The sequence below is a fragment of the Streptacidiphilus albus JL83 genome, from assembly GCF_000744705.1.
Taxonomy (GTDB): domain Bacteria; phylum Actinomycetota; class Actinomycetes; order Streptomycetales; family Streptomycetaceae; genus Streptacidiphilus; species Streptacidiphilus albus.
This window is the reverse complement of record NZ_JQML01000001.1, coordinates 9,840,619-9,863,965: the sequence shown is the minus strand read 5'-3', so window position 1 is coordinate 9,863,965 and position 23,347 is coordinate 9,840,619. Positions and strand designations below refer to the sequence as shown.

Annotated in this window: 19 protein-coding genes and 1 pseudogene; 8 read left to right on the top strand and 12 right to left on the bottom strand. The window is 74.7% G+C overall.

What is annotated here, in order from left to right:
- Positions 1-290 precede the first annotated feature (290 nt).
- Positions 291-572, top strand: a pseudogene (locus BS75_RS47555) (IS30 family transposase); the annotation flags it as partial.
- Positions 573-697: 125 nt separating this feature from the next.
- Here BS75_RS47555 and BS75_RS42840 read toward each other — a convergent pair.
- The 5 genes from BS75_RS42840 to BS75_RS42820 form a co-directional block, all read right to left on the bottom strand.
- Positions 698-1,678 (bottom strand): GIY-YIG nuclease family protein, encoded by a 981-nt coding sequence (locus tag BS75_RS42840; RefSeq protein WP_156164354.1) that lies wholly within the window; start codon positions 1,676-1,678, stop codon positions 698-700.
- A 221-nt stretch (positions 1,679-1,899) separates the two neighbouring features.
- The gene (locus BS75_RS48995) at positions 1,900-2,055 is read right to left on the bottom strand and encodes a hypothetical protein (protein WP_156164353.1); all 156 of its coding nucleotides are present in this window, start codon (positions 2,053-2,055) and stop codon (positions 1,900-1,902) included.
- 215 nt (positions 2,056-2,270) lie between these two features.
- A complete protein-coding gene (locus BS75_RS42830; RefSeq protein ID WP_042440577.1) occupies positions 2,271-2,924 on the bottom strand; it encodes an HAD family hydrolase in 654 nt (217 codons plus the stop codon).
- Positions 2,925-3,135: 211 nt separating this feature from the next.
- The gene (locus BS75_RS42825; protein ID WP_034092082.1) at positions 3,136-3,594 is read right to left on the bottom strand and encodes a nuclear transport factor 2 family protein; all 459 of its coding nucleotides are present in this window, start codon (positions 3,592-3,594) and stop codon (positions 3,136-3,138) included.
- Positions 3,595-3,692: 98 nt separating this feature from the next.
- A complete protein-coding gene (locus BS75_RS42820; RefSeq protein ID WP_081983158.1) occupies positions 3,693-5,258 on the bottom strand; it encodes an MFS transporter in 1,566 nt (521 codons plus the stop codon).
- A gap of 253 nt (positions 5,259-5,511) precedes the next feature.
- Between BS75_RS42820 and BS75_RS42815 the strand changes: the two genes are divergently transcribed.
- The 3 genes from BS75_RS42815 to BS75_RS42805 all read left to right on the top strand — a co-directional run bounded on the left by BS75_RS42815 (position 5,512) and on the right by BS75_RS42805 (position 10,244).
- Positions 5,512-7,083, top strand: coding sequence for an FAD-dependent monooxygenase (locus BS75_RS42815; RefSeq protein ID WP_034092081.1), 1,572 nt, complete (start codon positions 5,512-5,514; stop codon positions 7,081-7,083).
- Between the two features lie 185 nt (positions 7,084-7,268).
- On the top strand, positions 7,269-8,864 hold the full coding sequence (locus BS75_RS42810) for a class I adenylate-forming enzyme family protein (RefSeq protein ID WP_034092080.1): 1,596 nt from the start codon (positions 7,269-7,271) through the stop codon (positions 8,862-8,864).
- Between the two features lie 153 nt (positions 8,865-9,017).
- Entirely contained in the window at positions 9,018-10,244 is a 1,227-nt protein-coding gene (locus tag BS75_RS42805) for a 3-deoxy-7-phosphoheptulonate synthase (protein ID WP_034092079.1), read from the top strand.
- A gap of 55 nt (positions 10,245-10,299) precedes the next feature.
- Here the strand turns inward: BS75_RS42805 and BS75_RS42800 are convergent, their stop codons facing one another.
- The 7 genes from BS75_RS42800 to BS75_RS51245 all read right to left on the bottom strand — a co-directional run bounded on the left by BS75_RS42800 (position 10,300) and on the right by BS75_RS51245 (position 16,898).
- The gene (locus BS75_RS42800) at positions 10,300-11,148 is read right to left on the bottom strand and encodes an NAD-dependent epimerase/dehydratase family protein (protein WP_034092078.1); all 849 of its coding nucleotides are present in this window, start codon (positions 11,146-11,148) and stop codon (positions 10,300-10,302) included.
- 142 nt (positions 11,149-11,290) lie between these two features.
- On the bottom strand, positions 11,291-12,571 hold the full coding sequence (locus BS75_RS42795) for an MFS transporter (RefSeq protein ID WP_063771610.1): 1,281 nt from the start codon (positions 12,569-12,571) through the stop codon (positions 11,291-11,293).
- Between the two features lie 134 nt (positions 12,572-12,705).
- The gene (gene paaD, locus BS75_RS42790; RefSeq protein ID WP_231608076.1) at positions 12,706-14,358 is read right to left on the bottom strand and encodes a 1,2-phenylacetyl-CoA epoxidase subunit PaaD; all 1,653 of its coding nucleotides are present in this window, start codon (positions 14,356-14,358) and stop codon (positions 12,706-12,708) included.
- Positions 14,355-15,101, bottom strand: a complete 747-nt coding sequence (gene paaC, locus BS75_RS42785; protein ID WP_034092077.1) for a 1,2-phenylacetyl-CoA epoxidase subunit PaaC — start codon at positions 15,099-15,101, stop codon at positions 14,355-14,357. Before paaC ends, paaD begins: the two co-directional genes overlap by 4 nt.
- Positions 15,098-15,397, bottom strand: a complete 300-nt coding sequence (paaB, locus tag BS75_RS42780) for a 1,2-phenylacetyl-CoA epoxidase subunit PaaB (protein WP_034092076.1) — start codon at positions 15,395-15,397, stop codon at positions 15,098-15,100. The genes paaC and paaB overlap by 4 nt, the downstream gene beginning before the upstream one ends.
- Positions 15,394-16,341 (bottom strand): 1,2-phenylacetyl-CoA epoxidase subunit PaaA, encoded by a 948-nt coding sequence (paaA, locus tag BS75_RS42775; protein ID WP_231608246.1) that lies wholly within the window; start codon positions 16,339-16,341, stop codon positions 15,394-15,396. Before paaA ends, paaB begins: the two co-directional genes overlap by 4 nt.
- A 335-nt stretch (positions 16,342-16,676) precedes the next feature.
- Positions 16,677-16,898: a hypothetical protein gene (locus BS75_RS51245; RefSeq protein WP_034092075.1), complete on the bottom strand. Its 222-nt coding sequence runs from the start codon at positions 16,896-16,898 to the stop codon at positions 16,677-16,679.
- A 1-nt stretch (position 16,899) separates the two neighbouring features.
- On the opposite strand from BS75_RS51245, the gene BS75_RS51240 reads away from it, so the two are divergent.
- The 4 genes from BS75_RS51240 (at position 16,900) to BS75_RS42750 (ending at position 23,286) form a co-directional block, all read left to right on the top strand.
- The gene (locus BS75_RS51240) at positions 16,900-17,238 is read left to right on the top strand and encodes a hotdog fold thioesterase (protein ID WP_231608075.1); all 339 of its coding nucleotides are present in this window, start codon (positions 16,900-16,902) and stop codon (positions 17,236-17,238) included.
- 23 nt (positions 17,239-17,261) lie between these two features.
- Positions 17,262-18,992 carry an AMP-binding protein gene (locus BS75_RS42760; protein ID WP_081983156.1) on the top strand — a complete coding sequence of 577 codons (1,731 nt, stop codon included), beginning with the start codon at positions 17,262-17,264 and terminating at the stop codon, positions 18,990-18,992.
- The gene (locus BS75_RS42755) at positions 18,986-21,196 is read left to right on the top strand and encodes an anthranilate synthase component I (protein ID WP_331281467.1); all 2,211 of its coding nucleotides are present in this window, start codon (positions 18,986-18,988) and stop codon (positions 21,194-21,196) included. Before BS75_RS42760 ends, BS75_RS42755 begins: the two co-directional genes overlap by 7 nt.
- A 125-nt stretch (positions 21,197-21,321) precedes the next feature.
- Entirely contained in the window at positions 21,322-23,286 is a 1,965-nt protein-coding gene (locus BS75_RS42750) for an FAD/NAD(P)-binding protein (protein ID WP_034092073.1), read from the top strand.
- The last annotated feature ends 61 nt before the right edge of the window (positions 23,287-23,347 follow it).

Below are 23,347 nucleotides of genomic sequence, written 5' to 3'. Positions count from 1 at the left end.
GCACAGCCAGACGGGAGATCGACGTAGAAAGGCCGGTCGACGTGGGCGCCAGCGCCTTCCAGGCCGGTCCTCGGTCGCAGGCACCGCGTTCGAGGCCGCCGACCCACAGAGCCGGGGCGGGGTCCAGGTCCAGGCGCCAGCAGCCATACGCGTAAAGAGCGGGCTTGAACGTCCGGCCGGTGACGCGGCTGGACGGGGGCAGACCGATGCGGCCGCTGCCCGAAGCGATGGCGCTGCGCCCCGGGGCCCGTCGCGGGTAGCTGCGTCAGCGGCCGGTGCAGGGGTACTGCGGCAAGGAGCTGTCGGCACATGTCCGGTTCACGATCGAGACCGGCGTTCCGGTCTGCTTCGCCGACCCGCACAGCCCGTGGCAGCGAGGCACCAACGAGAACACGAACGGCCTCCTTCGCCGGTACTTCCCGAAGGCCACTGACCTGTCCCGATGGACAGCGGAGGAGGTCGAGACCGTTGCTGCCACGCTCAACAACCGACCACGCAAGAGCCTCGGCTGGAAGACTCCCGCCGCCCTCAACGACCACCTACTATCGATCCAACAAGTCGGTGTTGCGTCCATCGGCCGAATATCCCCCAACGTTCTGACGCAACATCACAGGCTCGCAGGGCGCAGTTACGTCGTCGGACAGCGCGCCCGGCTGCCCACCAGTACGGGACTCACAACACGGCACACGATGCCCGCCTACTGCTCCTGGACCTCGGACGCAGGTGCCGCCAGGCCCGAGGCCCCACAAACGCTGGTGGCCGGACCGGCCGGGACGAGCACGTCCGCGCCGGCGGCCGCGGCCCGCTTCTCCTGGTTCACCTTCAGGGTGCTGCCGTCCTCGTCCTTCCACGCGGTCAGGCCGTTGCGGCTGCCGGCGACCATGACGGAGGCGGCCGCCGACGGGCTCTTGAAGCGGTGGGAGCGTTTGAGTCGCAAACGGCCGGCGTCGTGCTCCACCAAGATCTCATCCTCGATGAGCTGCTCACGCAGGGCCCCGTAGCTGTCGATCATCTTTCTGCACGATCGACGGGCAAAGGATCCGGCGAAGACGAGGAACCCGTCAGCGTCCTCACGCCCCTTGCAGTCGACCAGTTCACCAGACTTCAGGTAGTAGGTCTCGAACCGAGCCGGCGCGGACTCCTGGGCCGGGTCGGCGGCGAACTGGTCGAAATAGGAAACTCCAAGCAACCCGAGCATCGTCAGCGCCTCGTCCAGGAAGCCCGCCATCGCGATGTCCCCCCACTCCCCCAGACTCGTCAACGCGGGCGCATTGCCGTTGTCCAGCACCGCGAGTTCCGTCTCCCGGGCCCGCGCTACCAAGCGGGCCTCCAGATGGGCCGCGTGGGCCCGATCCAGGGAGTCGTCCTTCGCCGTGATCACGTACGCGGCGGTCCAGAACTCCTTCTTGCGCAAGTGCTCGTCCAAGCGCGCCCGAACCTGTTCGCCCTGGCCTATGTACATGCGTATCCGGTCGGGCTTGGACGGATCCGGGCCGACCAGCAGGTAGAAGCCGGTCCGGGACAGCTCCGGGCGAGCCTTCGCGCGCGGATAGTCCGCCCGGCCGAACACCAGACAGGTACCGGTCCAGTCGAGGCGATCCACGATCCTGATCCCGTGTGGGGTGCCGTCGAGCAGGATCGTACGAATCGCGACGGCGGAGGCGTTCGGGCTGGTCACGCGGGAATGGTCGCACACGTGTCGAACCGTCCGGCCAGGAGGTACCGCCCCCCGACCCCGGAAGCACCCTCGCCCCCGACCGCCCAGGCAGCCTGCTCCGCAGTCCTTCAGGCCCCGCGGAGCGCACCAGCCGCCCCCGCCGTGTACGTCGTTCCTTGGTTGGCGACCGAGTCGTGGGCCACTCCCCTGCCGCGGGTGTGCGTCTGTCGGTCCACCGGCGCTCAGGGGTGAAGGTAGGTGAGGGTCTGTAGGTCGAGGTTGAGCTCGACCGTGCCGCCTTTGTTCTCGCGCAGTTCGTGCCACACGCCGGCGAACCTGGCTGCGGCCACTTCGCACGGGACGGCGGTGGGTGGGCCGTGCAGGAGTGGCCGGCGCATCAGGCCGACAGCAGCGCCCCCGCCTCCCGGAGGATTGCGGTTCCGGGCAGGCGGGTCAGCTTGTGGGCAGGGGTTCTGCGGTGCGCGGGTGGCGGGCGGTGCGGTCCGTCGCGGAGAAGGCGCCGGGCGGGCGGGTTGCGCCGGGAGACGGGCGAGGTCGGTGTGGAGGGCATCGGCGCGGTCCCCGCGACCGAGCCGATCCCTTCGCAGGAGCCTCACGTGGAGTCGAACAGCTGCTCCAGCTGCCGCACGGTGTCCGCCGGGTGGGTGTGGTGGACCGTACGGATCCCCAGGGCGCGGGCGGGCTGCAGGTTGTGCAGCGTGTCGTCGACGAAGACGCATGCCGGTGCGGGCAGGGAGAGTCTGTGCAGCGTGCGGCGGTATATCTCCGGTGCGGGTTTGCGGATGCCTTCGCGTTCGGAGAGCACCACCACGTCGAAGGGCTCAAGTGCTCCGAGGCGCTCGTAGACGTCCTCGGCGCCCGCGCCGAAGGAGTTCGAGAGCAGTGCGGTGCGCGTGCCGGCCGTGCGGGCCCGCCGGACGGCGGCCAGTACCGTCTCCTCCGCGCGCAGCCGGCTCAGCAGACGGCCCATGAGGTTGTGCGGATCGATGCCGAGCAGACCGCCGACCACCGTGTTCCACTGCTGCTGGGTCGCCCGGCCTTCTTCCAGGGCGGCGTACGCCCGGCGGCCGGCGGCCGCCTCCCGCAGGGCGCGCCCCAGAGCGCCCTCGACCAGTCCTTCGGCCTGTTCGAACGCTGCTCCGTTGGCCTGCATCGAGGTTGTCAGTACGCCGGCGAAGTCGACGATCAGTCCCTGGGGGCGCGCGGCGTCGGGCGGTCCGGGCCGGTGGTGGGCGGGCGCTGGCACGGGGCTCCTTCCGGAGGGGGTACTGGTGACCGGCGGGAGGCCGCGGCGGTGCGGCTGCTGCGTGCCCGAGCCGGTTCGCGTGCCGTCCCCGTGGAGGTCCTGGGCGCGTCGCCGGGTTGCGCGTGGCTGCGGCCGGCTCCGGTTCGGCAGGACGGCCTGCGATCCGACCGGGGGGGCAGCGGTCGGATCGCAGGCCGTCGGTGGCGGTCCGTCAGGTGCTGCGGCTGCCGTCGGGGTTGAGCGGGGACCACCACAGGGCGGAGGTGGAGCCGCCGTCGCCGAGGATGACGCCGCGGCCCTCGACGATGCGTCCGTCGCGCCAGCGGAGCAGGTGCAGGGCGGTCACGTCCAGGAGGTGGTAGGGGGAGGTGCTGTCCGGGGGGGCGTCGGCGCGCAGGGCGTGGTTGGTGTTGACGTCGACGGAGTAGCCCTCCTCGGCGTTGGCCAGGACGGTGATGTTCTCGGCAACGTAGGTGCCGCCGGAGAGTTCGCCGAGGGTCTTGAGGAAGCCGAGGAAGCTGTCGATGCCCTCGTACCAGCCGGCGTGGGGGTGGTTGCCCGGGATCTCGAAGCGGACGTCTTCGTGCCAGTACTCGAGGATCGCGGCGCGGTCGCCGGAGCCGAGGGCGGCGAAGGCGCGCTTGACGCGGTCGGCGGTCAGTTCGGTCATGGGGATGCCCTTGTGTTCGTCGGGGGTGGGGTGTTCGCCGGGGGGTGTTCGCCGGGGGGTGTTCGTCGGGGGTGGGGTGGGTGCCGTGGGGTGGGGGGTCAGGCGGCGACCTTCTCCGGTTCGGTCCGGGTGGCGGGGGTGGTGGCGGCGGCGGGGGTGGGCTGCTTGGAGCCGACGGCCGCGACCAGGACGGTGGCGGCGGCGCAGAACGCGGCCATGACCCACAGGGCGTCGTGCAGGCCGCCGGTGTAGGAGGAGGTCGCGATGGTGTGGAAGGCGGCGCGGGAGCCCTGGGGCACGGTCGACTCCGGGCCGGCGAGCTGGCCCTGGTTCAGGGCGCCGGCCAGGGCGGTGGGGCCGTGGCCGTAGGGGCCGGTGAAGGCGTCGAGCCTGTGGCCCAGGTGGGAGCGGGTGAAGTTGACCAGGAGGGAGCCGACGACGGCGATGCCGATGGCTTCGCCGGCCAGGCGCATGGTGTTGAACATGCCGGCGGCCATGCCGGCGCGGGAGGGGTCGACGCTGGAGACGGCGGCGCCGTCCATGACGCCGAAGGAGGTGCCGATGCCGATGCCGATGACGGCGTAGGGGGCCAGGGCGGCCCAGTTGCCGATGCCGGGGTGCAGCACGGTGAGCCAGGCGGTGCCGGCGGCGGTCAGGCCGACGGAGGCGGTGACCAGGTGGCGCAGCGGGATCCAGCGCAGGAGGTAGCCGGCGATGAGCGGGAAGAAGATGGTCGGCACGGTGAGCATCAGCATGTCGACGCCGGCGTGCATGGTGGTCTCGCCGTTGACGGCGGTGAGGTAGCTGGGCAGGTAGACCAGCAGCGGGGTGAAGCCGAAGACCAGGGCGACGACGGCGACGCACAGGGAGACGAACTGGGGCTGGCGGAAGAGCGCGAAGTCGAACATGGGGCGTGTCTGGCGTCGTTCGACGATGACGAATGCGGTGAGCAGGACGGCAAAGGCGATGTAGGCGGCGATGTCGAAGGCCGAGGCCCAGCCGAGCTGGGAGCCTTCGATCAGGGCGGCGATGAGGGCGGACAGGGCGCCGCTGAAGGTGATGGTGCCGGCCCAGTCGACGCGGTTGGCCTGCGGGTCGCGGGATTCGGGCAGCAGGGTGGCCAGGGCGACCACGACGAGGCCGACGATGCCGGGCAGCAGGAAGACCGAGCGCCAGCCGAGGTTGGTGGACAGTGATCCGGCGATGAAGGGGCCGAAGGCCATGCCGACGCCGACGGTGGTGCCGAAGACGGCGAACGCCTTGGCGCGAGCGGCGCCGTCGAAGGTGTGGGCCAGGATGGCGCTGCCGGAGGTGAGGACGGCCGCGGCGCCGAGGCCGGCGACGGCGCGGGAGGCGTCGAGCAGGGCGATGTCGGTGGAGGCCGCGGAGATCAGTGAGCACACGGCGAAGACCAGGGTGCCCAGGAGGAAGATCCGGCGGCGGCCGAAGCGGTCGGCGAAGGCTCCGCAGGCGAGCATGAAGCCGGCGAAGGTGAGGTCGTAGCCGTTCACGATCCACTGGTCGGCGGCGAGGCTGCTGTGGAAGTCGGCGGCGACTCCGGGCATGGCCACGGAGGCGCCGGTCAGTGAGACCGGTAGCAGCAGTGACGCGAGGACCACGGTGACAAGGCTGATGACGGGGGATTTGGGGGTTGCTTCCCTCATGGTTTCCTTCTTCCTGCGAAATCGGCTGCCGAATTCCCTGGCCTTTTCAGGCTATTTCCGTGCACGGGCCGGCGGAATTCCTCTTTCGGGTCGTGGCGTGTTTCTTTGGCTGTAGTGGCGGGTGCCGCTTCGGCGGCATCGGCCGGCACCTTCGGCGGAGCCTCGGTTCGCGGGCGTGGCGGGCGCACTAGCGTCCGTGGTGGCCTGCACCCGTTGACCGGCGCAGGACTTCCGGAATGCGAGGAGAGCGCACATGTCGAATGTCGATCCTGTGGTGGTGGTTGGCGCCGGGCCGGTTGGCCTGGTCATCGCCTGTGAATTGCTCGGCCAGGGTGTTCCCGTGCGGATCATCGATTCCGCGCGCGGGCATTCCGCCCATTCGAAGGCGACGACGATCTGGCCGCGTCCGCTGGAGCTGCTGCGCCGTATCGGGGTCGCGGACCGCCTGGTGGAGGAGGGCCACCGGATGCAGGGGGTGGCGTTCTACTCGGAGCGCCGGCACCTGGCGACGGCGTGGCTGAACCAGTTGGGGAACACCCCGTACCCGTTCGCGGTCGGCCTGCCGCAGGACCGCACGGAGGAGGTGCTGGTGCAGCGCCTGGCCGAACTCGGCGGGAAGGTCGAGCACGGGGTGCAGCTGGAGGCGCTGGACGCCTCGGGGCCGCGGGCGAGGCTGCGGCTGACCCTGGCCGAGGGGGTGGTCGAGGAGGTCGAGGCCCTGTGGGTGGTGGGTGCCGACGGGGCGCACAGCACGGTGCGCAAGGAGTTGGGCATCGGGTTCGACGGGACCAGGCTGCCGGTCGGCTACGCCATCACCGACGCCGAGCTGTCCGGTGACGTCGTCTCGGACCAGGTCGCCTACTGCTACACCGCCCGTGGCGGGGTGGCCCTGGCGCCGATCTCCTCGTCCGCCCACCGGATCGCGGTGGCGGTGGGACCCGACATGGCCGGCACCACCCCCGGCCACGGGTTCTTCCAGCGGGCGCTCGACGAGCGGGCGCCGGGCGCTGTGCAGTTGGGGGAGCTGCGCTTCAGCACGGTGTTCCAGGTGCACGTGCGCAGCGCGGCGCGGTTCCGCCAGGGGCGGGCGTTCCTGGCCGGGGACGCGGCGCACCTGATGAGCCCGGCCGGCGGCCAGGGCATGAACACCGGGCTGCTGGATGCGGCGAACCTGGGCTGGAAGCTGGGCGGGGTGCTGCGCGGGGTCCTGGACGAGTCGGTCCTGGACAGCTACGACGCCGAGCGCCGCTCGGCCGTGCACGCCGTGACCCGCTCCACCTCGTTGCAGACCCGGTGGGGGGCGCTGACCGGGCCGGCGCAGATCGCCGTGCGCGACGCTGCGGTGCGGGCGGCCGCGCGCAGCGGTGTGCTGCAGCGGACCCTGGCGCCGGCGCTCGGTCAGCTGACCGCCACCTACCGGGCGCAGGGGGGTGCCGGCTCGCCCGCGCGGCGCGCGGTGGCGGTGCCCGGGGACCGGCTTCCGGTGCTGCTCGGCGCCGGGGCGGCGTTGACCGGTGCCTCCTGGGCGCGGATCGGCGGCGAGCGTCATGCCGTGCTGCTGCACGCGGGTCGTACCGTGCCGCGCGGGTGGCGGGAGACGTGCGCGGTGATCCGTGCGGCCGTCGGGGAGCGGGCCGAGGTGGTGTGCACTCCCAGTCAGGCCCGCGGTCCGCTGGCGGACGCGCTGGGCGGGCGGGCGGTGGCCGCGGTGGTGCGTCCCGACGGGCACCTGTACGCGAGTGTGCGTGCGCCGCTGGCCCGCGAGGTGGTGGCGGTGCTGGAGCGGGCCTGCGGCGCTGCCGTGCCGGGTGCGGCGGTGGGCTGAACCGGCGCGGGCGTCCCGGGCGGCGCTTCGGCCCTCCCCGGGGGCCGGGGCGCCGCGCTGCGGGCAGCTAGCTGTCAGGGCGGGGGCGGGGGGCGCAGGTTGGTGTCAGGTCCGGTGCGGGCCGGGCGCGGGGCGGCAGCATCCGAGCATCCGAGGAACCGCCGTGCGGCGGGGAGAGAGATGAGATGCCGGGACCCAAGGGCTTCTACATAGGTTTGATGTTCGACCGGGCGGCGGCCAGGCACGGCCGGGCGCCGGTGTTCCTGGACCGGCCGCTGGACCTCGCGCCGGGCGAGGGGACGCGGTTGACGGTGGGTCGGCTCGCCGCCCTGGTGCGCGAGACGGCCGGGCGCCTGATCAGTGCCGGTGTCCTGCCGGGCGACCACGTCGCCGTGTACAAGTGCGACAACTTCGACATCGCGCTGCTGGCTGCCGCGGTCCAGCGGGTCGGTGCCGTGCCGGCGCTGCTGTCGCCCCAGTTGGAGGGCGCTGTCGCGGCACGGCTGCTGGGGCGCCTCGAACGGCCCTGGCTGGTGACCGACGGGCGGAAGCTGGCGCTCGCGGGCTTCTCGCCCTCCGCCGCGCGCCAGGTGCTGGTGGTCGCGGGGCAGCCGCCGGCCGCCGGGCGGGCGCTGGGCGGTCTGGCGGTGGCGTCGTTGGGCGGGGTGCGGGTGCCGGGGGTGCACGAGCCGGCCTTCATCAGCCACACCTCGGGCACCACCGGTGTGCCCAAGCTGGTGGTGCAGTCGCCGGATGCGCTGTGGCAGCGGCTGCGGCTGCAGAAGCTGGTGGCCGCGGCGACCTGGCGGCGCGAGACGGTCGCGCTGTGCGTCAGCTTCGTGCACGCGCGCTTCTACAGTGCGCTGGACCTGGGCCTGAGCCACGGCAGACCGCTGCTGGTCGCGGTCGACGGCAGTCCGCAGTCGATCGGGCCGTTGTTCGCCGAGCACCGCCCCGGGGCGGTGGAGACGCAGCCGAACGTGTACATCGACTGGGAGGAGCTGGCCGGCTACGACGGGCGGCCGCTGTCGAGCGTGCGCTACTTCAGCGCCACGTTCGACGCGATGCACCCGCGCACGGTCCAGACGCTGCTGAACGCCTCGGCGCGGCGCCGGCCGGCGTTCATCCAGTTGTACGGGCAGTCGGAGACCGGGCCGGTCACCGGCACCTGGTACCGCCGCCGGGACCTGGACCGGCTGGACGGGCGCAGGGTCGGCCGCGGGCTTCCCGGGGTCACCCGGCTGCGGATCGTCGGCGAGGACGGTGTCCCGGTGGCGGCCGGCACCACCGGGCACATCGAGGTCAGCAGCCGTACCCGGGCCCTGACCTACCTGGGCGAGGACCCGCGGTTCCGGGCGAACCTCAACGGCCGGTGGTGGCGCATGGGCGACATGGGCTTCAAGGACTCCCTGGGCCGCGTCCACCTGCTGGACCGCGAGATCGACCGGGTCGAGGACCTCGACTCCGGTCTGCGGCTGGAGGACGACCTGATGGAGCGTCTGCCGGAGCTGCGGGAGGTCGTGATCGTGGCCGGGGCGGACGGTGTGGCGGTACCGGTGGTGTGCACGCGCGGGGATGCGGCCCTGGACGCCGCGCGCTGGAGGCGCGCGACCGCGGGGATGCCGGCGCTGGGGCCGGTGCGGCAGCTGCCGTTCGACCAGGTTCCGCGGACCTCGACCTGGAAGGTCCGCCGCCCGGAGCTGATCGCCCTGCTGGAGGCGGGCGACGCCGCCGGCCTCCCCCGGGCCGGTGCCCCGGCCCGGACTGCACCCGCGCGCTGACCTGCCCGGTCCCGGCGGGTGCCCCCGCCGGCCCCGCTCCTGTAGCTCGGGAACAGCTCCGGCCTGCTGCCCCGCGCGTTTCGCCACGTCCCTGTCGAGCACTGAGCTGCGGAAGGAAGCACGGTGGCAGGCCGGACGCCGTCAACCGAACCGATGACCCTGACCGACCTGGCCCCGCCCCGCGTCCGCGACAGCTGGAGCGCCCTGCCCGCCGACCAGCAGCCCCCCTGGCCCGACCCCGCGGCCGTGCAGCGGGTGCAGGCCGCGCTGTCGGCCGCTCCCGCGCTGGTGGACGTCCCGGCGTGCGACGCCCTGCGGGAGCAGTTGGCGGCGGTGGCGCGCGGTGAGGCGTTCCTGCTGCAGGGCGGCGACTGCGCCGAGGTCCTGGATCCGCAGGCGCCGCGGCGGGCCGTGTCCACCGCCCGGCTGCTGCGGCGCATGGCGAACGTGCTGGAGGACGCCTGGACGCTGCCGGTGGTGACGGTGGGTCGCCTCGCGGGCCAGTACGCGAAGCCGCGTTCCAGTGCGGTGGAGCAGCGCGGTGCGCAGGTGCTTCCGGTCTACCGGGGTGACGCGGTCAACGGTGCCGCGTTCACCGCGGCGGCGCGGGTCGCGGATCCGCGGCGGCTGATGGAGGTGTACCGGGCCTCTGCGGCGACGCTGGCGGCGGTGCGGCGGGCCGGGGTGGGGCCGGTGTTCGCCAGTCACGAGGCGCTGCTGCTGCCGTACGAGTCCGGGCTGACCAGGTTCGACGGGGTCGGTGGTGTCCCGTACGACCTGTCGGGGCACATGGTGTGGGTCGGTGAGCGGACCCGGCGTCTGGACGGGGCGCATGTGGAGTTCGCGGCACGGATCGGCAATCCGGTGGCGGTGAAGCTGGGTCCGTCGGTCGGTGCGGACGAGGCGGTGGCGCTGGTCGAGCGCCTGGATCCGCAGCGGCTGCCCGGCCGGGTGACGCTGATCGCGCGGATGGGGGCCGGGCGGGTGCGTGACCGGTTGCCGGAGCTGGTGGAGCGGGTGCGGGCGAGCGGGGCGGGCGTGGTGTGGGTGTGCGATCCGATGCACGGCAATACGGTGCAGGGCGCGGGCGGGCGCAAGACCAGGTGGGTGGATCGGATCCGGGAGGAGGTCTGCGGGTTCTTCGAGGTCCACCGGGCGCTGGGCACCCATGCCGGCGGGGTGCACCTGGAGTTGACGGGCGCTGAGGTGACCGAGTGCGTGGGCGGGCGCGAGCGCCCGGTCGCGGAGGGGGCGTTGGGGGTGCGCTACGAGAGTGCGTGCGATCCTCGGCTCAACGCCCGGCAGGCGGTGGAGTTGGTCCAGGACATCGCGGGGCTCGCCGGGTCCTGGCTGCCGTCGGCCCTGCCGGGCGCGGGTTGAGGAACCGGGCTGTGCGGGCCGGTCCGGCCCGCACAGCAGCACCGGTCGGCGCCGGTCAGCGCTGGTCGGCGAAGCCGGTGCGCCAGGTGCTGTGCTGCGGGGTCCAGCCCAGGGACCGGGCGCGGGTGTTGAGTGCGCCGCGCTCCCACGCGGCGCCGCCGCGGGTGCGGGGCGGGGCGGGCCGGTCCAGGGCGGCCGCGAGCGCGGGAACCCACGTGTGGGCCGGGGCCGGGTGGTCGTCGGCGATGTTGACGGGGCCGCTGGGCCAGTCCAGGGCCTGGACGGTGGCCTGCGCCGCGTCGCGCACGTGCACGAAGGAGCTGACCGCGTCGTTGGCGGGCAGCGTGCCCCCGGTGAGCCTGTCGGCCATCAGGCTGCCGGGCGCGTACCAGGTGCCGGGTCCGTAGAAGGCGCCGAACCGCAGGATCACGTGCCGGTCGATCTCGCTGACGGCGCCCTCCAGAGCGGTGATGCCGCCGAGGGTGGTCTGCCGCGGCTGGGGTGCGCCGGTGTCCAGCGGAGTGGCCTCGCCCGCCGGCCCCTGGCCGGGCTCGTAGGCCCAGGCGATGGACTGGGCGATCATCGTCCGGACGCCGGCGCGCTTGGCGGCGTCCACCAGGTTGCGGGTGCCCTCGATGCGGATGCGGGCGTTGTCGGCGGGGTTGCCCGCGCCCAGGGCGGTCAGCTGGTGGATCACCGCGTCCGGGGCGTCGGCGGCCACGGCGGCGGCGACGGCGTCGCGGTCGAACACGTCGAGCCGGACGCCGTTCGCGCCCCGTGCCGCGAGTTCGGCCAGGCCCTGCTCGGTGCGGGTGCTTCCGGTGACCGTGTGTCCCGCGTCGAGCAGCAGCGGAACCAGGACGGAGCCGATCGCGCCGGTGGCGCCGGCGATGAAGATACGCATGGTGGGGCATTCTCCTTCGGGTGTCGGGGGGTGGGGTGTCGGGGGGTGGGGTGCGTCGGCGGGTGCGGCCGCAGGTGCCCGGCCGCCGCGGTGGGTTCCCGCACCGGTGGTTCGGTGTCGGGACCCGGGCGGCCGGGCGCTGTCAGCCGGTCCCGCTGCCGACGCCGGCCGCAGGGGCCGCGTCCGCGGGACGGGGAAGGGAAGTCGTGGCGGCCGGCGCCGGCCCGGCCCGGCGGTCGCCCGCCCACAGCGCCAGGCCGGCCAGGGCCATGACGGCGCCGGCCGCGCACACCCCGTCCCAGCCCCAGGCCGGGTACAGGGCGACGGCGACGGCCCCTCCGGCGGCGCCGCCCAGGAAGTAGGCGGACATGTAGGCGGTGGTGGCGCGGGCCCGTACCTGCGCCGGGAACAGGTAGATGCGTCCCTGGTTGAGCACGTGCACGCCCTGGACGCCGATGTCGAGCAGGACGATGCCGGCGGCCAGCAGCAGCAGGTTCCTGCCTTCGGCGAGCAGGGCCCACGATCCGGCCAGCAGCACCAGCAGCACGCCGGTGGCGCCGTGGGCGATGCCGCGGTCCTGCAGCCGGCCGGCGGGTTGGGCGGCCGCGGCGCCGGCGGCGCCGAGCAGGCCGAACAGGCCGATCACCGCGGGGGCGTACGCGTAGGGCTTGTCGCTGAGCATGAACGGCAGTGCGGTCCACAGCAGTTGGAAGGCGCCGAAGCCCAGGGCCCCGGCGGCCATGCGCCGGCGCAGGAACGGCTGGGTGCGTACCAGGGTGACCACCGAGGCGAGCAGTTGCGGGTAGCGCGCGCCGGGGGCGGCGGGCAGCTCCGGGAGCTTGGCGTGCAGGGCCAGCGCGAGCGCGGCCGCGGCGACGGCGGCGACGCCGTACACCGGGCGCCAGCCGACCAGGGAGTCGATGGCTCCGGCCACGGTGCGTGCGAGCAGGATGCCCAGCAGCAGACCGGTCATCAAGGTGCCCACGACCCGGCCGCGCTGGCTGTCGTCGGCGAGCGAGGCCGCGGTGGGGATCAGGACGTTGATGGCCGTGCCCGCGGTGCCGGCGGCGGTCAGCAGGGCTATCAGCGCCCAGGCGCTGGGGGCCGCGGCCGCTGCGGCGAGGACCACCGCGTCCAGTGCCAGCAGGAGCGTCACCAGGCGGCGGCGGCCGGCGAGGTCGCCCAGCGGGACGATGAACACCAGCCCGGCGGCGTAGCCGAGCTGGTTGAGCGTGACGCACAGTCCGGCCGTGCCCGCGCTGGTGCCGAACGCGTGCTGCAGTGCGGGCAGCAGCGGCTGGGCGTAGTAGTTGTTGGCGACGATCACGCCGCAGGCGGCGGCCAGAAGCAGGACCAGGGCCCGGGGCAGGCCGGCCTGTCCCCTCCCGCCGGCGGCGGGCGGTGTCGGTTGGCTGATGCTCATAGCAGCACCCTAGGAAGCGCGCCCGGGCGGCACATGAGTCGCCGGAGGCAGCGGCGCTGTGTCTTTCGTGCCACCGGGGCGCGGCGGCCCGGGGCCGGGCGTCGGCGGCCCCGGGTCCGGCCGCGCCGGGCGCGTCACAGGGCGTCGTAGTCCACGGTCAACCGCTCGTCCGGCGCCGTGCTCCGGCAGGTCAGCACGTAGCCCTCGGCAACCTCGTCGGCTCCCAGCGCCGGCGTGCCCGGGCACTGGGCGCGGCCCAGGACGACCTTGGCGCGGCAGGTGGCGCACACGCCGCTGCGGCAGGAGTACGGCGTCTCGGGCCGCGCGGACAGGGCGGCGTCCAGCACGTTGGTGCCCACCGGTACCCGGACGGTGCTGCTGCGGCCGTCCAGCCGCACGGTCAGCTCGCACATCCGCGCCGTGTCGCCGCCGGCGGCGTGCGGGCGGGGCGCGGGGGCCGGTGCGGGCGCGGGGGCGGGGGCTGCTGCGGTGAACTGTTCGGTGTGCACCGCTGCCGGCGCCACCCCCAGGTCCGCCAGTACCAGTTCGGCGGCGGCGACCATGCCCGGCGGCCCGCAGACGAACCACTCGTCGGCGCCGGCGGGCAGCAGGCGCGGCAGCAGGGCGCGCAGGCCCCGGTGGTCCAGGCGTGCGGTGGCGAGCCCCGCCCGCTGGTCCTCGCGGGAGAAGACGTGCAGGACGCGGATCCGGTGCCGGTGGCGGTCCTTGAGGTCGGCCAGCTCCTCGGTGAACATCGCCGCGTCCGCGCAGCGGTTGCCGTACAGCAGGGTGACGGTGCTCTGCGGTTCCGTGTCCAGGACCGCGGTGAGCAGTGACAGGAGCGGGGTGATGCCCGAGCCGGCGGCCAGTGCCGCGATGCGGCGCGGCCGGCCGGCGGGGATGGTGGTGGTGAAGCGTCCGGTGGCGGGCCGGGCGTGCAGGTCCTCGCCCGGCTGCAGGAGGCGGGTGGCGTAGTGGGAGAAGCGGCCGCCGGGGACGGCGCGCACGCCGATGCGCAGGGTGCCGTCGCGTTCGAGTTCGGCGGGGGTGGAGCACAGCGAGTAGGAGCGGCGTGTCTCGGCGCCGTGGAGGGCGGCGCGGACGGTGAGGTGCTGCCCGGGGGTGAAGGCGAACAGGGTGCGCAGGCCGTCCGGCACGCGCAGGGTGATCCGGGCGGCGCTGGCGTCGGCGGCGGCGGGGTCCACGGCGGTGACCGTCAGCGGGTGGAAGCGGGTGCGCGCCGTGGGGCGCGCCGGCGCCGGGGCTGTCATGCGAGCTCCTTGAAGTGGTCGAACGGTTCGCGGCAGGGGGTGCACCGCCACAGGGCTTTGCAGGCGGTGGAGCCGAAGCGGGCCAGGAGGGTCGTGTCGGGTGAGCCGCAGCGCGGGCAGGCGGGTGCGGGGGGCGGCCGGAGGGGCGCGAGCGGCAGCAGGCGGGCCCCGGGGCGCCGGCGGGCCGGCGGGGCGGCGGGGCGGGGGGGCGATGCCGGCCGCGGTGAGCTTCGCCCTGGCCGAGGGGGTGATCCAGTCGGTGGTCCAGGGCGGCGACCACTGGGTGTCCACGCGCACCGCTGTCGCGCCGCCGGCCAGGGCGGCGGTGCGGATGCCCGCGCGGATGGCGTCCATCGCGGGGCATCCGGAGTAGGTCGGGGTGATCGTCACGACGGTGCCGCCGTCCGGTTCGGTGCGCACCTGGCGCACGATGCCGAGGTCGGCGATGGTGACGACGCGGATCTCGGGGTCGGGGACGGCGTGGACGGCGGCGCTGATCCGGGCTGCGCGGTTCACCAGGCGGCTCCCGGGTGGGCGCGGTGCAGTGCCTGCATCTCGGTCAGCAGCGGGCCGAAGGCCTCGGTGTGCAGGCCCTCGCGGCCGCCGCGGGGGTGCCAGCCGTCCTGGGGCGGTGCCAGGGTGGCGCGGCGCAGGGTGGCGGTGATGTGGGACAGCCAGGGCGGGCGCAGCGCGGCGGGGTCGACGCCGGTGCCGTCGGCGGTGGTGCGGGCGGTCAGTTCGTCGGCGGCGAACAGGTCGTGGCTGTAGGGCCACAGGGCGTCCACGGCCCGCTGGATGCGTCGGTGCGATTCGCCGGTTCCGTCGCCCAGGCGCAGGGTCCACTGGGTGGCGTGGTCGAGGTGGTAGGCGGTTTCCTTGGCGAACTTGGTGGCCAGGGCGGCCAGGACCGGGTCGGTGGAGGTGCTGAGGCCGGTGTAGAGGAGTTCCTGGTAGCCGGCGAAGAGCAGGAGTTTGGCGATGGCGAACGCGAAGTCCTCGTCGGCGAGTTCCACCAGGTGCACGTTGGTGAACTGGCGGTCCTCGCGCAGGAAGGCCAGGTCGTCCTCGGTGCGGCCGGCGCCTTCCAGGCCGCCGGCGTGGCTGAGCAGGGCGCGTGCCTGGCCCAGGAGGTCCAGGGCGATGTTGGCCAGGGCGACGTCCTCTTCGAGTTGGGGTGCGCGGGTGCACCACCAGGCCAGGCGTTGGGCGGCGATCAGGGCGTCGTCCGCCAGCCGGAGCGGGTAGCCGGGGTCGGTCACAGGTGCTGCACCCCCTCGGGCAGTTCGAAGTGGCCGGGGAGCCGGTAGTCCTTGTCGGCGGCCGGGTCCAGGAAGGCGTCGCGGTCCTGCGGGTCGCTGGCGGTGATCGTCTCGGCGGGCACGACCCACAGGGAGACGCCCTCGCTTCTGCGGGTGTACAGGTCGCGGGCGTTGCGCAGGGCCATGGCGGCGTCGGGGGCGTGCAGGCTTCCGGCGTGCAGGTGGGCCAGGCCGCGCCGGGCGCGGACGAAGACCTCCCACAGGGGCCAGTCGGGGGCGGGGGCGGTGCGGCTCATGCGGCGTGGTCCTTCTCGCTGGTCGGTGGGGTGCCGGTGCGGGCCAGGCGGGTCGGGGGCGTGTGCTTGGCCGCGTAGGCGGCTGCGGCCCGGCGGACCCAGGCGCCGTCCTGGTGGGCGCGGCGGCGGTGGGCGAGGCGCTGGCGGTTGGCGGGGCCGTCGCCGCGCACGACGCGGGTGAGTTCGTCGTAGTCGGGTTCGGTGAAGTCGTAGTGGCCGCGCTCGGCGTTCCAGCGCAGGTCCGGGTCGGGCAGTTGGACGCCCAGGGCCTGGGCCTGGGGGACGCAGATGTCGACGAACCGCTGTCGGAGCTGGTCGTTGGTGAAGCGTTTGATGCGCCACGCCATCGACTGCGCGGAGTGGGTGGAGGCGGTGTGCGGGGGGCCGAACATGGCCAGGGCCGGGTACCACCAGCGGTCGACGGCGTCCTGGGCCATGGCGCGCTGGCCGGGGGTGCCGCGCATCAGCGTCCACAGGGAGTCGAAGCCCTGCCGGTGGTGGAAGGACTCCTCCTTGCACACGCGCACCATCGCGCGGGCGTAGGGGCCGTAGGACGAGCGGCACAGCGGGACCTGGTTGACGATGGCCGCGCCGTCGGTCAGCCAGGCCAGGGCGCCGGTGTCCGCCCAGGTCAAGGTGGGGTAGTTGATGAAGGAGAGGTATTTTTGGCGGCCGTCGTGCAGGGCGTCGAGCAGGTCGGCGCGGTGCGCGCCCAGGGTTTCGGCGGCGGCGTAGAGGTACAGGCCGTGGCCTGCCTCGTCCTGCACCTTGGCCAGCAGGATCGCCTTGCGGCGCAGCGAGGGCGCCCGGGCGATCCAGTGGGCCTCGGGCTGCATGCCGACGATTTCGGAGTTGGCGTGCTGGGCGAGCTGGCGCAGCAGGCCGGTGCGGTAGGCGTCGGGCATCCAGTCGCCCGGTTCGACCTTCCGGTCGGCGGCGATCAGTGCTTCGAAGCGTGCCTGCGGGTCGTCGCGCGCCGGTGGGGGGCCGGGGGGCGCCGGTTGCCGGGCCTGGTCGACCTCGTCCAGGAGCCGGTCCAGGCCCGGCGGCTCGGGTGCCTGGTCGCCGCTGTGTGCCGCGAGTCGCACGGTGGGGCCTCCCTTGGTGTCCGGGCCGGTGCCCTGGTGGCGGTCCTGGCCGTGGCAGCACCGTAGGAGGGCCGGCGGGCGGGGCCCGGGCGGGGTTCAGCTAGCTGTCGCCGTCCTGCGCGGCGTGTCAGCTAGGTGCCACCGTGCGGCCGCCGGCCGGTGTTCGCGCGCAGAGTGGTCCGCCGTCGGGACTACACGAGGGGAGCGCGTCGGATGGCCGAGCGGGGATGGACGGTGGGGGCGCAGGTGGCGCCGTGGAGCGGGCCGGGGCCGGGGCCGGGGCCGGTGCCAGGGCCGGTGCCGGTGCCGGGGCCGGTGCCGGGGCCGGGGCCGGTGTCGGTGCCGGTGTCGGTGCCGGTGTCGGTGCCGGTGTCGGTGCCGGTGTCGGAGCTGGAACGGCGGCTCGGGATCACGGTGACGTCCGGTGGACCGGAGCTGGTGGTCGGGACGATGCCGGTGGTCGGCAACCGCCAGCCGTTCGGGGTGCTGCACGGCGGCGCCTCCCTGGCCCTGGCGGAGACCCTGGCATCGGTCGGGGCCTGTCTGCACTTCGCCCCCGGCGCCGCGGCCGGTGCCGAGCTCAGCGCCACGCACCTGCGTCCGGTGACGTCGGGTCGGGTCACCGGCACCGCACGGGCGCTGCGTCTGGGGCGCACCCACGCGACCTACGAGATCTCGGTCCACGACGAGTCGCAGCGGCTGGTCTGCAGCGCCCGGATGACCTGCGTGGCCGTCCGGGGCCAGGGCCGCTGACCCACCCCGTTGAAGGAGGCACCATGGCTTCACTGGCACTGTCGGCGCCGGTCCCGGGACCGGCGCGTCCCGGTCCGGGCGCCGCGCCCGGACCGGTTCGGCCCGCTCGGGCCCTGTCCCCGTCCGGGCACGCCGACACTTTCGCCCGCGATCATCTCCCACCGCGGCAGGAGTGGCCCGACCTGTGCTTCGACCTGCCGGGGCTGCGGTACCCGCAGCGGCTGAACTGTGCGCGTGAGCTGCTCGACGGCTCCATCGGCCGGTTCGGCGCGGACCGCCCGTGCCTGACCGACCAGTACCGGGTGACCTGGTCCTACGCGCAGGTCCTGGACCGGGTCGACCGGGTGGCCCGGTTCCTGGTCCAGGAGGCCGGACTGGCCTCCGGCAACCGCGTGCTGCTGCGGGGGCCCAACACCCCCTGGCTGGCCGTGTGCTGGCTGGCGGTGCTCAAGGCCGGCGCGGTGGTGGTGACGACGGTGCCGCTGCTGCGCCCCGCGGAGCTGCGCGCCGTCGCCGAGCGGGCGCAGGTGCAGCTGGCCCTGTGCGACGAGCGGTTCGACCAGGACTGGGAGCGGGCGCGCACCGGTGTGCCCACGGTGCTCTTCGGCCCGGGGGCGGACGGCGGCGACCTGGGCCGGCGCGCCCGGCACCTGGCGGCCGGCTTCCGGGCCGCGGCGACCGCCGCCGACGACGTGGCGCTGATCGCGTTCACCTCGGGCACCAGCGGGGTGCCCAAGGCCACCATGCACTTCCACCGCGACGTGCTGGCCATCGCCGACACGTTCGGCGCGCACGTGCTCAGGCCCGGGCCCGACGACGTGTTCGCCGGCAGTCCGCCGCTGGCGTTCACCTTCGGGCTGGGCGGTCTACTGGTGTTCCCGCTGCGCGCCGGCGCCCAGGCGGTGCTGTTGGAGGACGGCAGCCCGCGCGCCCTGTTCGCGGCGGTGCCCCGGTTCCGGATCACCACGCTGTTCACCGCCCCGACCGCCTACCGGGCGGTGCTGGAGTTCGCGCGGAGGACGGACCTGCGGACGCTGCACAGCTGCGTGTCGGCCGGTGAGCCGCTGCCGGAGGCGACCTGGCGCGCCTTTCGCGAAGCGACCGGTGTGCGCATCATCGACGGGATCGGCTCGACCGAGATGCTGCACGTGTTCATCGCCGCCGCCGGGGACGACATCCGTCCCGGCGCCACCGGCCGGGTCGTGCCGGGCTACCGGGCCAAGGTCGTGGACGCCTCCGGCGCCGCGGTGCCCGACGGCGTGCCGGGCCTGCTCGCGGTCCAGGGGCCGACCGGCTGCCGCTACCTGGCCGACCCGCGGCAGCGCACGCAGGTCGAGCGGGGCTGGAACCTGACCGGCGACACCTGTGTCCGCGACGCGGACGGCTACTTCTGGTACCGGGCCCGGTCCGACGACATGATCGTCTCCTCGGGGTACAACATCGCCGCGCCCGAGGTCGAGCAGGCCCTGCTGCTGCACCCCGCCGTGGCGCTGTGCGCGGTGGTCGGCGTGCCCGACCCGCGGCGCGGCAGCGTGGTGAAGGCGTTCGTGCAGCCCGCCGCGGGCGCGCGTCCCGGGCCGGAGCTGGCCGCGGAGCTGCAGGGCTTCGTCAAGCAGCAGATCGCGCCCTACAAGTATCCGCGCGTGGTCGAGTTCGTCGGCGCGCTGCCGCACAGCAGCACCGGCAAGCTGCAGCGCGCCGCCCTGCGGGGCGGGGACGCGCGCGGCCTGGGCGAAAGCGGGTCCCCGTGCTGACGCGGCCCGTCCCCTCCCCCGTGCCCGCGGCTTCCGGGCAGGCCGGGTGGCTGACGCCCTGCGGGGTGCGGGTCACCCGTGCGACCCGCCGGGTCGGCAGCGCCGCCTCGGTCCGCGCCGCCCTGGAACTGGAGCTGGACCAGCGCCGCGGCATGCTGCTGTTCCAGGGCCGGGACCGGGCCGTCGGCTACAGCGACCCGCCGCTGGAGATCGCGGTGCGCGGCGACCGGATGACGCTGGCCGCGCTCAACGGGCGCGGCCGGCTGCTCCTGCCGGTGCTGCGCGAGGCCGTGGCGGGGCACCTGTGCCTGGAGCCGGCGGGCAGCGGGGACCGGGTGGTGGGCCGGGCCCCGGGGCCGGTCGCGGGCTTCGCCGAGGAGGAGCGCACCCGTCAGCCGGGCGTGTTCGGCGCCCTGCGGGCGCTGGTGGCGGCCCTGGCCTCGCCCCGGGACGGCCTGCTCGGCCTGTACGGCGCGTTCGGCTACGACCTGCTGTTCCAGGTCGACCCGGCCGAGCTGTCGCAGGTCCGCGGTCCCGGGGACCGGGACCTGGTGCTGCACCTGCCCGACCGGCTGGTCGACTTCGACCTGCGGCGCGATGTGGCGGTGCGTCACAGCTACGAGTTCCACCACGGCTCGCGCAGCACCAGGGGCCTGCCGCGGTCGACCGCGGTCGGGGCGTTCGTGCCGCGGACCCCGCCGCAGCTGCGCGACCACGCGCCGGGCGAGTACGCGCAGCTGGTGCGGCGCGCGATGCCGCTGTTCGCCGGCGGCGACCTGTTCGAGGTCGTCCCGGGCCAGGTGTTCCACCGCACCGGGCGGCGCCCCTCGCAGCTGTTCCGGCGGCTGCGGCAGGCCAATCCCGCACCGCACAGCCTGCTGGCCAACCTCGGCGAGCGGGAGTACCTGGTGGGGGCGTCGCCGGAGATGTTCGTGGGGGTCCGCCGCGAGCAGGGACCGGTCGGCGCCCGCCTGGTGGTGGAGTCCTCCCCGATCAGCGGGACCGTCGCCCGCGGCGCGGACGCGCTGCAGGACGCGGTGCGGGTGCGCGAACTGCTCGGGTCGCCCAAGGAGGAGTCCGAGCTGACGATGTGCACGGACGTGGACCGCAACGACAAGGCGAAGGTCTGCGTGCCGGGCACGGTCCAGGTCACCGAGCGGCGGCGGATCGAGATGTACTCGGCCGTCATCCACACGGTGGACCGGGTGCGCGGCGAGCTGCGCGCGGACCGCGACGCGCTGGACGCGTTCCTGGCGCACATGTGGGCGGTGACGGTCACCGGTGCGCCGAAGCTCGCCGCGGTCCAGTTCATCGAGGCGCAGGAGCGTTCGCCCCGGCGGTGGTACGGCGGCGCGGTCGGCCGGCTGGGCTTCGACGGGTCCCTGGACACCGTGCTGACGCTGCGCACCATCCAGGTGCGCGACGGGGTGGCCAGTGTGCGGGCCGGCGCGACGCTGCTGCACGACTCGGATCCGCCGGCGGAGGAGCGCGAGACCGAGCTGAAGGCCGCGGCGCTGCTGCGGGTGCTGGAGCCGGGCGGGGCCGCGCCGCGCGCGGCGGCGGGCGCGGCGGCGGTGCGGGGGCCCGGTGCCGGGCGGCGGGTGCTGCTGGTCGACCACCGCGACTCCTTCGTGCACTGCCTGGCCGACTACCTGCGACAGACCGGCGCGCACGTCGAGACCTACCGCAGCGGCCACCACCTCGCGGCCCTGGAGCGGGAGCGGCCGGACCTGCTGGTCCTGTCCCCCGGCCCGGGCCGGCCCGCGGACTTCGACCTGAACGCCACCCTGGCCGCGGCCGAGGGGGCGGGCGTGCCGGTCCTGGGGATCTGCCTGGGCCTGCAGGGCCTGGTGGAGTACTACGGCGGCGCGCTGTCGGTGCTGAGCCGGCCGGTGCACGGCAAGCAGTCGCCGGTCAGGGTCCTCGCGCCGGACAGCGCGTTGCTGGCGGGGCTGCCGCCGGTGTTCGACGTGGGCCGCTACCACTCGCTGCACGCGCCGGCCGGCGCCGTGCCCGATCCCCTGCGGGTGACCGCGGCCACCGAGGACGGGGTGGTGATGGCGGTGGAGCACCGGGTGCTGCCGATGGCGGCGGTGCAGTTCCACCCGGAATCGATCATGACGGCTGCCGGCGGCGCCGGACACACCGTCATCGCCAACGCCGTGGCCTCCCTGTGCGGGCGCCCGGCGCCCGTGCCCGGCTGACCCCCCTTCCCGCTTCTTCGTCCCCGCTTCTTCGTCCCCGCTTCTTCGTCCCCGCGCCGGTTCCGGCGCACGGCCGGCCACGGCCGGTGCGCCGCCGGACGCCGCCCGCTATCGGAGGTACCCCCATGCCCAGCAGGCTCGCGGTCTGCATCGTCGGGGCCGGCCCCAGGGGCCTGTCCGTCCTGGAACGCCTGTGCGCGAACGCGCGCGTCCACCCCTGCCCCGCGGAGGTGACCGTGCACGTGGTCGACCCGCACCGGCCCGGCGCCGGCCGCGTGTGGCGCACCGACCAGTCCCGTCAGCTGCTGATGAACACCGTCGCCTCGCAGGTGACCGTGTTCACCGACGACAGCGTCGACATCGAGGGGCCGATCGAACCCGGTCCCAGCCTGTACGAGTGGGCGCGGGCGCTGGCCGCCGCCGGCGCCCGCGGACCGGCCCCCGCCGTCGAGGCGTGCGAACTGCGCGAGGCCGGTGCGCTGGCGCCGGACTCCTACCCCACCCGGGCCCTGTACGGGCGCTACCTGCAGGACGCCTTCGAGCGGGTCGTCGCGCGGGCGCCCGCCCACGTGAGGGTCCACGTGCACCGGTGCCGCGCGGTCGCCCTGGACGACAGCCTCGGTCCCGGGGGCGCGCAGCAGGTCATGCTGGAGGACGGGACCGCGCTCAGGGACCTGGACGCGGTGGTCATCGCCCAGGGCCATGTCCCCGTCCGTCCGTCCGCGCAGGAGCGGCGCCTGTCCCGGTTCGCCCAGGAGCAGCGGCTGCTGTACGTGCGGCCGGGCAATCCGGCCGATCTGGACCTGTCGCGCATCGCTCCCGGGGAGCGGGTGCTGCTGCGCGGTCTGGGGCTGAACTTCTTCGACCACATGGCGCTGCTGACGGTCGGTCGCGGCGGTGTGCTGGAGCGCGGGCCCCGGGGGCGGCTGCGGTACCGGGCGAGCGGGCGTGAGCCGCGGCTGCACGCCGGATCGCGGCGCGGGGTGCCCTACCAGGCGCGCGGGGACAACGAGAAGGGCGCGCACGGGCGCCACGTGCCGCGGCTGCTGACCGAGCAGCTCGCGCTGCGCCTGCGCGGCGCCTCGGCCGGCGGCGGGGGGCTGGACTTCCGCCGGCAGCTGTGGCCGTTGATCGCGGCGGAGGTGGAGGGCGTCTACTACGGGGCGTGGCTGGCCGAGCGGGGCCGCGGCGGGGAGCGCGAGGGCTTCGAGCGCGCCTACCTGGCCGCCGGGGGCCGGGCGGGGCAGGTCCTGGCCCGGTACGCGATCCCGCGGGAGGAGCACTGGGACTGGGAGCGTGTGGCCCGGCCCGGCGCCGGGCGCCGCTTCGCGGACCGGGCCGCTTTCCGTGCCTGGCTGCTGGACTACCTGCGCCAGGACGTGGACCGCGCCCGGCAGGGCAACGTCAGCGGACCGGTGAAGGCGGCCCTGGACGTGCTGCGGGACCTGCGCAACGAGATCCGGCTGGCGGTGGACCACGGCGGCCTGCACGGCGATTCGCACCGCGAGGACCTGGACGGCTGGTACACGCCGCTGAACGCGTTCTTGTCGATCGGGCCGCCGGCCTCGCGGATCGAGGAGATGGTCGCGCTGATCGAGGCGGGTGTCCTGGAGGTGATGGGGCCGGACATGCGGGTGGAGCCCGATCCTGCGGGGGGCGGGTTCCGGGCGGTGTGCGCGGTGCCGGGGCCGCCGGTGCGGGCCCGGGTCCTGATCGAGGCCCGGCTGCCCGAGCCGGATCTGCGACGCACCGCCGATCCGCTGCTGCACCGGCTGCTGGGCACCGGCCAGTGCCGCACGCACCGGATCGCGGGCGCGGGCGGCGGCCGGTACGAGACCGGCGGGCTCGCGGTGAGCGAGCGCCCCTACCGGGTGCTCGATGCCCGGGGCGTCGCCCATCCGCGGCGTTTCGCCTACGGTGTGCCCACCGAGGCGGTGCACTGGGTCACGGCCGCGGGTATCCGGCCGGGAGTGAACTCCGTGACCCTGGGCGACTCCGATGCCATCGCGCGGGCCGTACTGGCGCTGGCGCCGGCCGCGGTGCGCGACCCGGCCCCGGCGGCCGGTCGGCTGGCGGGGGTCGGCGCGTGAGCGGGGAGGTGTTCGCGGCGGCCGGGGCCGATGTGGGCCTGCTGTCCCCGGTGCGGGCCGG

Coding starts and splice junctions, on each gene's coding strand:
- BS75_RS48995 (WP_156164353.1), bottom strand. CDS start 2,055: ATGCGCCGGCCACTCCTGCACGGCCCACCCACCGCCGTCCCGTGCGAA.
- BS75_RS42825 (WP_034092082.1), bottom strand. CDS start 3,594: ATGACCGAACTGACCGCCGACCGCGTCAAGCGCGCCTTCGCCGCCCTC.
- BS75_RS42820 (WP_081983158.1), bottom strand. CDS start 5,258: ATGAGGGAAGCAACCCCCAAATCCCCCGTCATCAGCCTTGTCACCGTG.
- BS75_RS42815 (WP_034092081.1), top strand. CDS start 5,512: ATGTCGAATGTCGATCCTGTGGTGGTGGTTGGCGCCGGGCCGGTTGGC.
- BS75_RS42810 (WP_034092080.1), top strand. CDS start 7,269: ATGCCGGGACCCAAGGGCTTCTACATAGGTTTGATGTTCGACCGGGCG.
- BS75_RS42805 (WP_034092079.1), top strand. CDS start 9,018: ATGACCCTGACCGACCTGGCCCCGCCCCGCGTCCGCGACAGCTGGAGC.
- BS75_RS42800 (WP_034092078.1), bottom strand. CDS start 11,148: ATGCGTATCTTCATCGCCGGCGCCACCGGCGCGATCGGCTCCGTCCTG.
- BS75_RS42795 (WP_063771610.1), bottom strand. CDS start 12,571: ATGAGCATCAGCCAACCGACACCGCCCGCCGCCGGCGGGAGGGGACAG.
- paaB (WP_034092076.1), bottom strand. CDS start 15,397: ATGAGCCGCACCGCCCCCGCCCCCGACTGGCCCCTGTGGGAGGTCTTC.
- BS75_RS42760 (WP_081983156.1), top strand. CDS start 17,262: ATGGCTTCACTGGCACTGTCGGCGCCGGTCCCGGGACCGGCGCGTCCC.
- BS75_RS42750 (WP_034092073.1), top strand. CDS start 21,322: ATGCCCAGCAGGCTCGCGGTCTGCATCGTCGGGGCCGGCCCCAGGGGC.